This window comes from Paenibacillus sp. MDV22-iso6, assembly GCF_058408365.1.
Map to the genome: position 1 here is coordinate 845,363 of NZ_JBZVDZ010000001.1, position 13,657 is coordinate 859,019.

At 46.6% G+C, this 13,657-nt stretch carries 13 protein-coding genes; 9 read left to right on the forward strand and 4 right to left on the reverse strand.

Going from position 1 to position 13,657, the window contains the following annotated elements; translation table 11 throughout:
• Window positions 1–34: 34 nt before the first annotated feature.
• The 6 genes from AC4PM4_RS03590 to AC4PM4_RS03615 all read left to right on the forward strand — a co-directional run bounded on the left by AC4PM4_RS03590 (window position 35) and on the right by AC4PM4_RS03615 (window position 6,438).
• Window positions 35–1,759: an ABC transporter substrate-binding protein gene (locus tag AC4PM4_RS03590; RefSeq protein WP_491612771.1), complete on the forward strand. Its 1,725-nt coding sequence runs from the start codon at window positions 35–37 to the stop codon at window positions 1,757–1,759.
• Window positions 1,760–1,860: 101 nt separating this feature from the next.
• The gene (locus AC4PM4_RS03595) at window positions 1,861–2,817 is read left to right on the forward strand and encodes an ABC transporter permease (protein ID WP_491612772.1); all 957 of its coding nucleotides are present in this window, start codon (window positions 1,861–1,863) and stop codon (window positions 2,815–2,817) included.
• Window positions 2,818–2,829: 12 nt separating this feature from the next.
• Complete coding sequence (opp4C, locus tag AC4PM4_RS03600; RefSeq protein WP_063563945.1) at window positions 2,830–3,771, forward strand: oligopeptide ABC transporter permease; 942 nt, start codon at window positions 2,830–2,832, stop codon at window positions 3,769–3,771.
• A gap of 9 nt (window positions 3,772–3,780) precedes the next feature.
• A complete protein-coding gene (locus AC4PM4_RS03605) occupies window positions 3,781–4,764 on the forward strand; it encodes an ABC transporter ATP-binding protein (protein ID WP_488730649.1) in 984 nt (327 codons plus the stop codon).
• Window positions 4,757–5,722, forward strand: a complete 966-nt coding sequence (locus AC4PM4_RS03610) for an ABC transporter ATP-binding protein (protein WP_072732894.1) — start codon at window positions 4,757–4,759, stop codon at window positions 5,720–5,722. Before AC4PM4_RS03605 ends, AC4PM4_RS03610 begins: the two co-directional genes overlap by 8 nt.
• A gap of 248 nt (window positions 5,723–5,970) precedes the next feature.
• Window positions 5,971–6,438, forward strand: a complete 468-nt coding sequence (locus AC4PM4_RS03615) for a hypothetical protein (RefSeq protein WP_176854359.1) — start codon at window positions 5,971–5,973, stop codon at window positions 6,436–6,438.
• Between the two features lies 1 nt (window position 6,439).
• On the opposite strand, the gene AC4PM4_RS03620 is transcribed toward AC4PM4_RS03615, so the two are convergent.
• The 4 genes from AC4PM4_RS03620 to AC4PM4_RS03635 all read right to left on the reverse strand — a co-directional run bounded on the left by AC4PM4_RS03620 (window position 6,440) and on the right by AC4PM4_RS03635 (window position 10,737).
• A complete protein-coding gene (locus tag AC4PM4_RS03620; protein ID WP_491612773.1) occupies window positions 6,440–7,408 on the reverse strand; it encodes a hypothetical protein in 969 nt (322 codons plus the stop codon).
• Entirely contained in the window at window positions 7,386–7,976 is a 591-nt protein-coding gene (locus tag AC4PM4_RS03625; RefSeq protein WP_063563940.1) for an RNA polymerase sigma factor, read from the reverse strand. The genes AC4PM4_RS03620 and AC4PM4_RS03625 overlap by 23 nt, the downstream gene beginning before the upstream one ends.
• Window positions 7,977–8,189: 213 nt before the next feature.
• Window positions 8,190–9,422 (reverse strand): aminopeptidase, encoded by a 1,233-nt coding sequence (locus tag AC4PM4_RS03630; RefSeq protein WP_491612774.1) that lies wholly within the window; start codon window positions 9,420–9,422, stop codon window positions 8,190–8,192.
• Window positions 9,423–9,504: 82 nt separating this feature from the next.
• Entirely contained in the window at window positions 9,505–10,737 is a 1,233-nt protein-coding gene (locus AC4PM4_RS03635; protein WP_063563938.1) for an aminopeptidase, read from the reverse strand.
• A gap of 214 nt (window positions 10,738–10,951) precedes the next feature.
• On the opposite strand from AC4PM4_RS03635, the gene AC4PM4_RS03640 reads away from it, so the two are divergent.
• From AC4PM4_RS03640 to AC4PM4_RS03650, 3 genes are all read left to right on the forward strand, one after another.
• The gene (locus AC4PM4_RS03640; protein ID WP_079696002.1) at window positions 10,952–11,218 is read left to right on the forward strand and encodes a hypothetical protein; all 267 of its coding nucleotides are present in this window, start codon (window positions 10,952–10,954) and stop codon (window positions 11,216–11,218) included.
• Between the two features lie 184 nt (window positions 11,219–11,402).
• Window positions 11,403–12,212: an MBL fold metallo-hydrolase gene (locus tag AC4PM4_RS03645; protein WP_090806384.1), complete on the forward strand. Its 810-nt coding sequence runs from the start codon at window positions 11,403–11,405 to the stop codon at window positions 12,210–12,212.
• A 214-nt stretch (window positions 12,213–12,426) separates the two neighbouring features.
• The gene (locus AC4PM4_RS03650; protein ID WP_491612775.1) at window positions 12,427–13,437 is read left to right on the forward strand and encodes an aldose 1-epimerase; all 1,011 of its coding nucleotides are present in this window, start codon (window positions 12,427–12,429) and stop codon (window positions 13,435–13,437) included.
• Window positions 13,438–13,657: the final 220 nt, after the last annotated feature.

Consider the following 13,657-nt stretch of genomic DNA (forward strand, 5'->3'; position numbering starts at 1 on the left):
AAATATGGATCATTTATGAATTGGGGAGGATTTTATGAGAGTGAAAGGTTTATCCGTGGCATCGTTAATTATCAGTAGTGCAATTGTGTTATCGGCATGTGCTGGAGGTGGGGGAGCAGAGACCACTACTGCTGGAAGCGGGACAACGAATCCGGGTACACAAGCCACTCCGGTTTCAGCAGCACTGGATGCACCATTTCAGGCGACGGACTTGAATCAATTACCTGAGACGGCAAAAAAACGGACGGATACGGTGATTGTGGGACTTACGGATCCCAGCGGGGCTTTCACACCGTACTTCCATCAGAGCGGATATGATGGCAACGTTGCTTCATTGCTTTTTGCTTCGCTTGTGACCGTAGATGAGAAGGGATTGCCTATTCCTGATCTCGCTGAAAGCTGGGATGTGTCCGACGATCAGCGTACATACACGTTTCATCTGAGAAAAGATTCCAAGTTCAGTGACGGCTCCGCGCTCACCGCAGATGATATTGCTTTTACATGGACCATTCTGCATGACAAGTCGTATGACGGTGGATTCGATATTTTCTCCACCAAGGTAAAAGGCGGCAAAGCGTATACCGAAGGAAAGGCAAATCATATTGAGGGTATTAAGGTCATTGATCCGTTAACGATCTCGGTCACGCTGGAACAGCCTAACGCAACTGCTTTGCTTACATTGGGCTCAGAGGTGTTGTCCAAAGCCTACTACGGCAAAGACTATCAATTCGGAAAGCTCGAATACATTAAAAATCTTCATGCAACACCTGTAGGCAATGGTCCTTATAAACTCGAAAAGTTCATTCCGGGTCAGGAAGTCCGATTCGTTGCCAATGAATTCTACTACAAGGGCAAACCGAAAACCGAGCACTTCATATATAAAACATCGGAAGGAGACACCTGGCAGTTTATTGAGACCGGAGAGATCGACTTCACTTCGTTCACGGCTACCCAGGAGAATATTGATAAGCTGAAAAATATCCCATACCTCAACCTTCTGCCTTACACACCAAGTACATACGGATATTTACAGCTCAATCTGGAACATGAACAGCTTCAGGAAAAAGAAGTACGGCAAGCCATTACCTATGGCCTGGATCGTCAGTCCATCTATGTGGACGCCAACCAAGGGGCAGGGGCTGTTGCCAACATCCCGACTTCACCTATTTCCTGGTCATATACGGAGGAAGGTATTAATCCATACGCCTATGATCCGGACAAAGCCAATCAATTGCTAGATGATGCAGGGTGGGTGCCTGGAGCCGATGGCATCCGTGAGAAAAACGGGAAGAAGTTGTCCCTGCATTTCCTCGGAACGAAGAGTCCGGCCACGGATATCTTCATTGCGGTGGCCAAAGAAAACTTTGAAGCGATTGGCGTGCAGTTCCAGCCGGAAGTCTTCGCGGATTTCAACTCACTTGTATCCAAAGTAGAGGGCGGCGATTATGACGTGGCTTCCTTCTCTACACCGATGTTAACGGATCCTTCGGACGGGGTGCTGCAATTTGTGGATGGTGAGCTGAAGGGCTACGACAATCCCAAAGTGAAAGAGCTGTACAACAAAGGTCTGGCTACGACAGACATTGAGGAACGCAAGGCAGTATACAAAGAGTTGTATCAGTTGCTCAACGATGAGCTGCCTGTCATTTTCACCAGTTACAAAAAAACAGTCTATGCCTATAACGGTCGGATCGATGGGCTCTCTGTCAGTCCATACCGCGGGATTGCAACCAGTTTGCCGGAATGGTCTCTGAAATAAGCGGTGGTATGAATTAAGAAACATCAATACCGAAATAAACAAAACGTCCCTTGTGTTTGCGATGTCGCAGATGCAGGGGACGCATTGATAAGGAGCCTGATATGAGCACTTACATTGTGAAACGGATGACATATATGGTTCTTATTTTGCTGGCCGCTTCCGTTCTGATTTTCAGTCTGTACGCACTTACCCCTGGCGACTACATCTCCAGCAACATTAAGCTGAGTCCTGAGCGCAAGGCCGAACTTCGCGAATTATATGGACTGGACAAGCCCGTTATCGAACGATATCTCATCTGGATGAAAAATGCTGTACACGGGGACTTCGGATATTCATTGGCACAACAAAAGCCAGTGCTCTCGCTGTTCAACGAATATATCTGGAATTCATTCCTGTTAGCTGTGGTGACTACGTTCCTGACCTGGTTTATCGCGGTTATTATCGGTGTGATCGCTGCCTATAAGCAGTACTCGTGGTTCGATACCTTCGTGATGATAGGCATATTTGCAGCCATGTCCGTGCCATCCTTCTTTATCGGATTGTTTTTGATTAAACTGCTGGCGGTTGACTTAAAATGGTTGCCTCCAGGCGGCATGATGACTACAGGAAGTAATGCCACCGGTCTGGCCTATGTCAAAGAGGTGATTCAGCACATGACCTTGCCTGTAATTGTCATGACCCTGCTCGGGGTAGGCTCACTTACCCGTTACTTCCGCAGCAACATGATTGATGTGATCAAGCAGGATTATATTCGAACAGCGCGAGCCAAGGGTTTAAAAGAAAGCAAAGTGTTATATACCCATGCCTTGCGCAATGCTCTTTTACCTGCAATTACACTGATTGGATTCGAGCTGCCGTCCTTATTCGGCGGTTCACTGATTATTGAGAAAATATTCAGCTGGCCCGGTATCGGCCAGTTATATATGCAGTCCTTCTCACTGCGTGATTATCCGCTGCTGATGGGCTTTACCATGTTTATCGCCATCCTGACCGTCATTGGAACGCTACTGTCTGATGTGCTCTATCACATCGCAGATCCGCGTGTCCGTTTGCAATAGGGGGCTATGAAAATGACAATCTCTTCATCGTCTGTAACGAGAAATGCCGCAGAAGCTGCCTTACCTTTAAAGGTTCCTACCAAGTCTTCTTTATGGAAATTGTCGCTCCGAAGACTGCTCAAGAACAAACTTGCCGTTGGCGGATTCATCGTGGTTTTGTTGATGTTTGTGGCTTGTTTCATTGGACCGCTGTTCTCACCTTATACCGATAACAAGATCAATATGGCGGCGATGAAACAAGGTCCAGGCATTCATCATTGGCTTGGTACAGATGCGCTTGGTAGGGATGTGCTTACCCGTGTGCTGATGGCTGGTCGTATCTCGCTCACTGTTGGTTTGGCTTCCATGGTTCTATCCGTATTTATCGGCTCCTTGCTTGGAGCCATCGCCGGATATTATCGTGGCATTGTTGATCAGGTCATTATGCGGATTGCCGACTTGCTGCTTACGATTCCGGGATTGCCGCTGCTGTTCATTTTCGGCGCGTTGTTATCGGATTGGAAAGTTCCACCGGATTCCAGAATGTATATCGTCATGCTGATGCTCAGCTTTGTCAACTGGCCCGGTATGGCCCGAATGGTACGGGGACAGATGTTAAGCTTGCGGGAGCGTGAATTCATGCAGGCTGCTGTTGTTCTTGGCTTGCGTGACCGTCGCAAACTGTTTCACCATCTTCTGCCCAATATTGTCCCGCTGCTCATCGTCATGGCGACTCTGAATATCGGCGGGTCCATTCTCAGCGAGTCGGTACTCAGCTTTTTTGGACTGGGTGTCATGCCGCCAACGCCTACATGGGGCAATATGATCGATGCGGCCAACAACATGATTGATTTTCAACAGCATCCGTGGTTATGGATTCCGCCAGGGCTGTCCATTTTCGTGACCGTTATTGCGATTAACATTTTTGGTGATGGTCTTCGAGACGTATTAGATCCCAAACAGAAGAGAAGGTGAGCACGCCTCATGCAAAATATGATTGAAATTGAACAACTTGAAACTCATTTTTACTCAGAAGAAGGCAATGTCAAAGCCGTGGACGGCGTAAGCCTGAATGTACGTGAAGGGGAGACGGTGTGCATCGTTGGTGAATCAGGTTGCGGCAAAAGTGTAACCGCCATGTCGATTATGGGATTGATTGAAGAACCGGCTGGCAAGGTAGTAGGAGGTGTGATCCGTTTTGATGGACGGGATCTGCTCCGTGAAAGTAAATCTTCGCTGCGTGCCATCCGGGGCAATGACATCTCCATGATTTTTCAGGAACCGATGTCCTCGTTGAATCCCGTGCTGAAGATCGGTGAGCAATTAATGGAGCCGCTGATTGTACACTTGAAAATGAGTAAAAAGAAGGCTCGTGCCAGAGCGGTTGAGCTGATTGCCGAAGTTGGTATTTCACGACCGGAACAGATTGCAAACAGCTATCCGCACGAACTGAGTGGAGGTATGCTGCAGCGCATTATGATTGCCATTGCCATCTCATGTAACCCGAAACTGTTAATCGCGGATGAACCAACCACCGCACTGGATGTGACCATTCAAGCGCAGATATTGGATATGTTACAACATATCAAGTCCCAGTCAGGAACCTCCATTCTGATGATTACGCATGACCTTGGCGTTGTAGCCGAAATGGCGGATTATGTCGTTGTAATGTATGCAGGCAAAGTGGTGGAAGAGGGGGAAGTTGTGCAATTGTTCGAGTCTCCCAAACATCCATATACCCAGGGATTACTACGCTCCAAGCCGATTATCAATCAACGACAGGACGAATTGTATTCGATACCCGGACATGTACCTGATCCACTATCCTTAAAAGATTCCTGTCATTTTGCTGATCGTTGTGAGCACTGTATGTCGATATGCACCACGCAAATGCCTACGCTGAAGCAGCTTGGGCCCGGACAGAAGGCTGCATGCTGGCTGTATGAGGAGGCATTGAGTCATGTCTGAACCTCTATTGGAAATCGAACATCTCAAAACCTATTTTCCTGTGCGCAAAGGTTTATTGAATCGTACAGTAGCCCATGTGAAAGCAGTCGATGATATCAGCATCACAATCCATGAAGGCGAAACGTTTGGATTAGTGGGTGAATCCGGAAGTGGCAAGAGCACCGTTGGAAGAACGATCGTGCGCTTAACGGAAAAAACGGAAGGACAGATTCGTTTTCAAGGTGTTGACTTGCATCAGTTATCTATGCAGGAAGTGCGGAAGATCCGTCCGCAGCTTCAACTTATTTTCCAGGACCCCTACAGTTCACTGAATCCGCGCATTCGCATTGGTGATGCGATCGGGGAGGCTGTATTGGATCACGGATTGGCTACCGCAAGCGAGGTTCGTGATCTCGTCAAGGAGGTACTCGGAGCCTGCGGATTGTCATCTTATCATATTGATCGTTTTCCCCATGAGTTCTCTGGTGGTCAGCGACAACGGATTGGGATTGCGCGAGCTTTGATCTTAAATCCGAAACTGATTATCGCAGATGAACCGGTATCAGCACTGGACGTGTCTATCCAGGCTCAGATTATCAACCTGTTCAGACGACTTCAGCAAGAGCGTGGCCTTGCTTACTTGTTTATTTCGCATGATCTGAGTGTGGTGGAACATCTGTGTGACCGCATTGGAGTGATGTATCTGGGCTCCATGGTCGAGACGGCCTCCAGAGATGAGTTATTCGGCAATCCACTGCATCCGTATACGAAAGCGCTGCTATCAGCTGTACCTGTGCCGATTCCCAAATTGAAACGGGAACGAATTGTGCTTAAAGGGGATATCCCCAGTCCGGTGAATCCGCCAACTGGATGCAAGTTCCATACACGTTGTCCATGGGCAGAAGATATCTGCAAGCAGCAAATTCCAGCGTATCGGAACTTTGGAGCGGATCATTTTGTAGCCTGTCATTTGGTCTGAGGCATGTGAGAATAATTTCATATCAACGTTATCTTATGGATACGGAATGGAATTATTTAGGTTTCATCCATTCAGTATGTATTTACCCGATGATGCATCAGAGAACCAAAAGACGCTGCCGACATGTAAGTCGGAGCGTCTTTTATTTTTTTGAAACCTTCTAACCACTACATCCGTTTAATACTTACACAAAATCAAATTTGGAAAATGAAGGGTGGATACCTATGCGGAAAATAAGAATAACGTCCATGTTGAAAGTCATGATTGTTGCAGCACTATCGGCACCCATAATTCTTGCTATACCAACCGCCGGGGTAGCTGTCGCCAGTCCAAGTATCCAGCCTCACGCGCTTACTCCACCACCACCGCCCTTGGAACCAAGTGTTAATATGTTGTCTTCCCCAAATTATATTTATCAGGCAGAGGGGACGGTTACACCTGGAGGGGGGCTGACTGCGGTTGTAAATACAACAACAACGACCTTCTCGGAAATGAAATCGCTGCAAGTCGATTATCGACTTGAGCGCTGGACGGGATCGGCCTGGATACTCTATCAATCCGGTTCCAAGAAGAAATCGCAAACGCAGACCCTGAATGCCCAATCGAACTGGACCGTTATAACCGGATATTACTATCGGGTTGTCAGTCTTCATACGGCCAACGATGGGGTCAAACCTGAGACGACAACACATATTTCAAACAACGTATTATTTTAATTTATTTTTGAGTACTACCTGGAAATTTTTGTTCCTGCAGGTCATTGGCAATGGCAATCATCTCTTCTTCCGAGACGGTTCCGAATAAGCTCATGTTGACAGAACCCATCATCCATTGAAAGGTATTATAGGGGGGACCGAGGTACATAAATGCATCGCTGCCATCAGCCAATTTGACGATACTTGTTTCGCGAAGCATGGGCCCCTCAATGACCTGACCAGGCGAAACATAGGCATAATCAAACTGAATGACTTCTTCTTCACCATTTTTGCCTTCGCCGCTATAACGAACCCTCATTCGTTGAGATTCGTAATAATCTTCCGGATTGACGGGATTGAGGGTATCCAGCATGAGCTCAAATTTGATCTTTGTAAACCGCTCGGGAATCGCTTTTGATAACAAAAAATCACCCATAAATCCCGAGCGTGCTATTTCCTTGGTTACAACAATAGGTTCAAGTAAATGTGATGTCTCATAGAAGGGGAGAACAATATCTTCATCCTCTTCTGGTTCGTCTCCAGAATAGAATTTGGGAGCTTCATTAACTCCTCGTTCAGGAGGTGGAGGCGTCTTGGCAGTCGACGGATCGGCGCCTAGTTGGGTGGTACGATCCTCAATAACAATGGATTTCATCCCATTGCCCCAGTCCTTGATTGATTGTACAAAAGGGGAGACGGCTTGCGTCCCGGTTGGCATACTGAAGATGACGGCGCCGATGGTCACGGACGCAGCAACAATGACGGACAAACGTATGGTGCGCATTCTTTTCTTGCGTACGCCAACCCGGTCAATCTCCTTTTGAACTTGGAGCCAGGATTGGCGCATGGATTCGGTGTTGGAAGCAGGGGTGGCAGATACAGCCTGATGGAAGGCTTCGTCAAAAGCCATATCAAACGCGGCATCGAAAAAATCGTCTTCCAGCTCTGAATCGAATGAATCAATATGCTTATCGGACTTGCCTTTGCTCAATGCTTCCACCCCATTCCTTATGTAATTTCTTCTTGATACTTCCGCGGGCTCTGAACAAACGTTGCTTCACAATTTCTTCGGATGTATCAAGCAGATCGGCCATTTCCCGATAGGAAAGACCCTCTTTCCAGCGCAGCTCCACGAGTACACGGTATTCCGGCTTAAGCTGTTCCAGATAGAACTCGATGGATTCCTGCATCATTTGAGTCTCCACCGTGCTCTCCACGGAAGCTGCCGTCTGATTAATTGTCTCCATATCTATAAAAACACTATCCGTATCCAGTTGGTTACGGTTATTTTTATTTTTTCTCAGATAATTAATGGCGGTATTCCGTGTGACAACCTTCAGCCAGGCTTTCAGCTTGACTTCGTTGTCAAAGAGAGGTTTGTTTTTAATGATTTTGATAAAAGCTTCCTGAATGATATCTTCTGCTGCAGCACGTTCTTTGATGATGTAAACGATGAGACCATGTACCATATTATAGTATTCGTAGTACACTTCTTCTTGAAGCTGAGGGCCCAAATTATGGAAATCTGAGGCTAAGAGTAATTGGAGCCGATTGGCCATGATGTTCTCCTTTCTGGTGAACAATCCACAAACATTGGTATCATTTCATTTTACAACATTATATGGAAGCGATACAATGGGAGGTTAGTCCGACAGAAGCAGAAAAAGTATAGCCGAAATAGAGAGAGGCCGCCTCACTAACCAGTAAATTATGGTTAGTAGGGCAGCCTCTATGTGTTATTTAATAATCGTAGAATAACAGATACAAATGGCTTAGAAAGCCCAATCGCCGTTCAGGAAGATGGCTTCACGCTCGCCATTCGCTGTAACACCGTAAATGTTCGTTTCCGGCGATCCCATCATGAAGTCCACATGTGTAATGCTGGAGTTCATGCCGCGAGCTGCAAGCTCTTCGGTTGACATGGTTTTGCCACCATCGATATTGAAAGCATAGGAACTGCCGATAGCGAGGTGACAAGATGCATTCTCATCATATAGCGTTGTGTAATAGAGAATACCACTTTCCGAGATTGGAGAATGGAAGGGCACCAAAGCGACTTCACCGAGATAATGCGAACCTTCATCCATTTTAATGAGTCTTTCAAGGGTATCTTGACCTTCTTCGGCGTGGAAATCAATGATGCGTCCGTTCTCAAATGTAAGGGAGAAGCGATCAATGATACTTCCGCCATAACTGAGTGGTTTGGTACTAGACACTTTACCGTTTACCCCATATTTAGCCGGCGCGGTGAATACTTCCTCTGTCGGAATGTTGGCTACAAAACGAGTACCTTGTTCGTTAATGCTGCCAGCCTGCGCCCAAATGTGCCCTTCAGGAAGATCAACGGTAAGGTCGGTTCCCGGAGAAACAAAATGTAGCGTTTTATATTTTTTGCTATTTAGGGCAACTGCTTTGTGCTCCAAACGCTCAATATGCTGCTCCCAAGCCGCTACAGGATCTTCCAGATCGGCTCTTACAGCAGCAAAAATGGCTTCCCAGAGCTGTTTCATCTGCTCGGCAGGGGGCAGGTCAGGGAAGACTTTGGCGGCCCAATCCGGCGAAGGACAGGCTACTCCTGTCCAACTCATTTTGTCTGCCTGCTGATACTGACGGTATTTGGACATCGCCTGACCGTATGTACGCTGATGAGTGGAAATGCGTTCTGGATCGATGCCTTTTAGCAGGTCTGGGCTGGATGACAATATGGTCAAGAACGCAGCATTGTTCGCTGCCAGCTCCTCAAGTTCAGCGGCATGCCATTTCGGTGCATCTTGGAAAGAGTCCTCAGGCGCCATTTCAAAGCGCAGCCGATTGACAGTTTCGTCTCCATATTTGACGATGACTTTCTTTGCTCCGGCCTCGTAGCCTTTACGCACCAACAAACGCACGAATTCAGCTGTATCAATCATCGCGCTGATAACGAAGATTTGTCCGGGCTGAACGTTGGCTCCAACTTTTACAGCCAGTTCAGCATAACGATCCAGTTTTTGTTCAAAACTCAACATATCATGTTCCTCCATATCATGAATGCCCCGCATACGCAGGAAAAGAGAGGAGTGACCCTCTCTCTCATTTACATCGTCTAAATTAGAAAGCCCAGTTGCCTTGCAGGAAGATTGGCTCTTCGCTGCCTTCGGAAGTGACACCGTGAATGTTCATTTCTCCTGATCCAATCATGAAATCCACATGAGTGAGACTGGAGTTCATGCCATGGCTGATCAATTCATCCTTGGACATCGTTTTGCCGCCTTCCAGACAGAAGGCATAGGCGTTACCGATAGCCAGATGGTTAGATGCATTTTCATCAAAGAGGGTGTTGTAGAACAAAATATTCGTATCCGAAATTGGTGATTGATGTGGAACGAGAGCTACCTCGCCCAGATAATGTGCGCCTTCATCCATTTCAATCAAGCTTTTCAATGAATCAAGTCCTTGTTCAGCAGTATAATCGACAATTCGACCATTTTCGAAAGTGATGGAGAAGCCGTCGATCAGATTGCCACCATAACTCAGTGGCTTAGTGCTGCGAACTGTACCGTTAACTCCGGTTTTCAGTGGAGCGGTGAACACTTCCTCTGTAGGCATATTGGCAACGAAGACGTGTCCCTGCTCATTAATGCTTCCACCGGATACCCACAGATGACCTTCAGGAAGCTCGATCGTCAGGTCTGTGCCAGGGGCAGTATAGTGAAGTTTTTTGTATTTCTTCTCGTTAAGCAGATCAGCACGGGAGTCGAGATTCAGCAAATGTGTTTTCCATTCAGCGACAGCATCCTGCTCACCAATGCGAACGGTTTTGAAGATGACATCCCACAACTTATCAATTTGCTGCTCAGCCGGAAGATCAGGGAATACTTTGGCTGCCCACTCAGGGGAAGGAACTGCCACAATGGACCAGCTGAATTTGTCTGCCATCTGATAGGAACGATATTTCTCCATCGCTTTACCGCGAACTTTCTGACTAGTCACGATGCGTTCTTGAGGAACACCGGCAAGCAGGTCCGGATTTTCTGCAATAACATGCAGAATGGCGGCACCTTCTTCTACGAGTTCAGTCATTTCCCCTGCAAACCATTTTGGTTCAATGGAGAAGGATTCCTCTGGTGCGAGATCATAGTGAAGACGTGTAATTACCTCATCACTCCAGTTTACTTTGACCAACTTGGCACCTGTGCCATAAGCGGCTTTGACGATCAGGCGCACAAAATGTGCTGCGGAAATGGGTGCGTTTACGACGAGCGTCTGCCCAGGATGGACATTGACACCCACTTTGACTGCCAGTTCGGCATATTGTTGTAAATTCGTTTCAAAATTGTTCATGCTATTTGTTCCTCCTGTTTGGTATAATGTCGTAGCTGTTTGTTATTATAGTCCTCATTACAGGTATGTAAGGAGTCAGTAAGGTTCCCTCATTGAATAAGGTATACGTTGCTACGATATATATTGTACAATTAACCAATAATAATTACCAAACTAGGTTTACCATAAATTGTGGAGACCTGCAACTGAAGAGAGATTAAAGGAGAGAACGATTGTGAATATTGAGATTATTCGTGCAGAGATGCGTCGTGAAGATGAGAAGAATTATGTAGGAAATACGGTTTTTCGTGCAGAAGGCGAAAAGTCAGTTTATGAGATTACGTTTATGAGCAAGAACGGCAAGGATTGGGACTATAGTCTGCATTTCACTGAACAATCCGGTGATGAAGATGAATTGCTGCGTATGGACGAGCTGCTTGAAAACGATGATGATATGTACAATCAACTGCTTGATGCGGCACTGGATGCTTACCCGGCATAATAGGACCGAGAGGTTCTTGTTCTAATATGGAATGTAGCTGATTATACTAGACGGTGTATGCCTGAAACAGGGCGTCCACCGTCTATTTTATTGGGAATAAGGAATAGTTACTCCAGAAAAGGGAAGTCTATGACAGATGAATGGAACCAGAGAGACAATCCGCCTGAATGGGAGGTAACCGTGAATGGCATCTGACAATCTGATTACATCAGGAATGACGGGACTTGAAGAAGTCGCGCACGATATCCTCAGTCTGCGTACACTGTTCGTTAATGTTGTGTTCATCGGGGAGCCTGGAAGCAGGAACTGGGTGCTCGTGGACACTGGAATGGCCAGTTTCACTGATCAGATTCTTCATGTTGCAACTGAACGCTTTCCTGGTCCACCGTCTGCGATTATTTTGACACATGGTCATTTTGATCATGTAGGGACCGTCATCGAACTCGAACAATTCTGGGGTGTCCCGGTGTATGCACACCCACTGGAACTGCCTTATTTGACAGGTGTGAAAGATTACCCTCCGGCGGACCCTACTGTAGGTGGCGGTTTGATGGCACGGCTGTCATTTGCTTATCCTAATGAAGCTATTAATCTCGATGATCGGATATTCAGTCTGCCGGATGATCATTCAATCCCAGGTGTTTCTGGATGGGAATGGCAGCATACTCCCGGTCACACACCGGGCCATGTATCGCTATTTCGAAAAGAAGACCGTATCCTGATTGCGGGAGACGCGATCGTCACTGTAAAACAGGAATCGCTCTGGAGTGTGCTGCTTCAGGACAAACAGTTGCACGGTCCACCTGCCTATTTCACGACGGATTGGCAAGCGGCTCATCGATCAGTTCAGCTTATTCGACGACTGGAGCCCATAGTTGCTGTTACCGGGCATGGTCATTCCTTAACCGGAGAAATGCTGAGAGATTCGCTGGAGCGACTCGATCTTGATTTTGAACAGACCGCCGTTCCGGATCACGGCAAATATGTGGATTAATAGAGCCGATGCCATACATGGGTATTCCATTGAAATCAGGAATGATTTCAGTACGGCAACATAAGGGGATGGAGACAGCCACGGAGCATCGTAGCTGTCTTTTTTGTCGTTCTATCATGAATTTGTTCTCTATCATAGATTGGTATTTTGTGCGCGGTCATGATATAGTCGAGCCGTATAATATAACCTTAGTATGCAGGAGGTACATATAACGATGACACAGCAAAATGCAGCTTTCGAAGAACAATTTGGAGGTATACCAGCCGTCTGGCTTCGTTTTAATCAATTCGAAGCAGCTGTTATTCCGAGCGTGGGTGCCAACCTTGTTGCTTTCCGTGATACAGAGCAGGGATTCCGTTATTTGCGTGAGCCAGACCAGGAACATATGGACGAGTTTATGGCTGCACCTGCCGTTTACGGTATACCGATTCTTTCTCCACCAAATCGCTATGAGGATGGTCGATTCCCTTGGAACGGCGAAGTCTATCAACTACCTTTAAACGAACCAGCTACAGGCAACCATCTGCATGGATTTCTGCATGATGCCGAGTGGAAGGTTGAGGGCTACGGATCTAACGAGCTAGAGAGTTATGTTTTGCTTAGTCAGGAAGTGAAAGAAGGACATGTGTTCTACAAATACCTGCCATTCACCTTTACAGTGACACTCCGTTATTCGCTGAGTAGTCTGGGACTTCAGCAGCAATTGAATGTCCGCAATAACGGGAAGGAACGTATGCCGAATTTGTTCGCATTCCATACAGCCATTAGCGTACCTTTTGCACCTGAAAGCCATGCATCCGATTACACGGCCAAAATAACGATTGGTCAGCGTCGTGAATTAAATGAACGTTCTTTGCCTACGGGACAATTTCAACCGCTTACACCAGAGGAAGAGCAATTAAAGGGTGAGGGTGTTAGTCCGTTTTTTGCAGCCATGGACAACCATTACACTGCAGAACCGCAGAATGGGCGAAACTATATGGAGCTTACCGATCATCGTACCGGTGACAAGTTGCTATACGATGTAGGCACGTCATACAAGCACTGGATGATCTGGAATAACAATATGACTGGCGGATTCTTCTGTCCTGAGCCACAGATGAACCTGGTTAATGCCCCGAATGTACAAGGCATTCCTGCTGAAGAGATCGGTCTGATTGGTCTTGAGCCGGGCGAATTATTTGAGCAAACCAGCCGTCTTTATCCGATTAAACCGCAAAAATAAATACTCGGACATTTTGCGTCACGCTTACATTTTTGTCGAAAAGGTGAAAACCGGTCAGGCAATCATGTATAATATGACAAGATACACAAGCTTTGCTCATAAAAGCATTTTGCATAAAGCCCAAAGTTAATTTTGGAATCAACAGATGCAAGATGCTGTGAAGAAAAGAATGTATACGTATTTTTGTAGAGACCCAAACCATCTTTTTGGAGGAGGAAAA

Coding starts and splice junctions, on each gene's coding strand:
- AC4PM4_RS03590 (WP_491612771.1), top strand. CDS start 35: ATGAGAGTGAAAGGTTTATCCGTGGCATCGTTAATTATCAGTAGTGCA.
- AC4PM4_RS03595 (WP_491612772.1), top strand. CDS start 1,861: ATGAGCACTTACATTGTGAAACGGATGACATATATGGTTCTTATTTTG.
- opp4C (WP_063563945.1), top strand. CDS start 2,830: ATGACAATCTCTTCATCGTCTGTAACGAGAAATGCCGCAGAAGCTGCC.
- AC4PM4_RS03605 (WP_488730649.1), top strand. CDS start 3,781: ATGCAAAATATGATTGAAATTGAACAACTTGAAACTCATTTTTACTCA.
- AC4PM4_RS03610 (WP_072732894.1), top strand. CDS start 4,757: ATGTCTGAACCTCTATTGGAAATCGAACATCTCAAAACCTATTTTCCT.
- AC4PM4_RS03615 (WP_176854359.1), top strand. CDS start 5,971: ATGTTGAAAGTCATGATTGTTGCAGCACTATCGGCACCCATAATTCTT.
- AC4PM4_RS03625 (WP_063563940.1), bottom strand. CDS start 7,976: ATGGCCAATCGGCTCCAATTACTCTTAGCCTCAGATTTCCATAATTTG.
- AC4PM4_RS03630 (WP_491612774.1), bottom strand. CDS start 9,422: ATGTTGAGTTTTGAACAAAAACTGGATCGTTATGCTGAACTGGCTGTA.
- AC4PM4_RS03635 (WP_063563938.1), bottom strand. CDS start 10,737: ATGAACAATTTTGAAACGAATTTACAACAATATGCCGAACTGGCAGTC.
- AC4PM4_RS03645 (WP_090806384.1), top strand. CDS start 11,403: ATGGCATCTGACAATCTGATTACATCAGGAATGACGGGACTTGAAGAA.
- AC4PM4_RS03650 (WP_491612775.1), top strand. CDS start 12,427: ATGACACAGCAAAATGCAGCTTTCGAAGAACAATTTGGAGGTATACCA.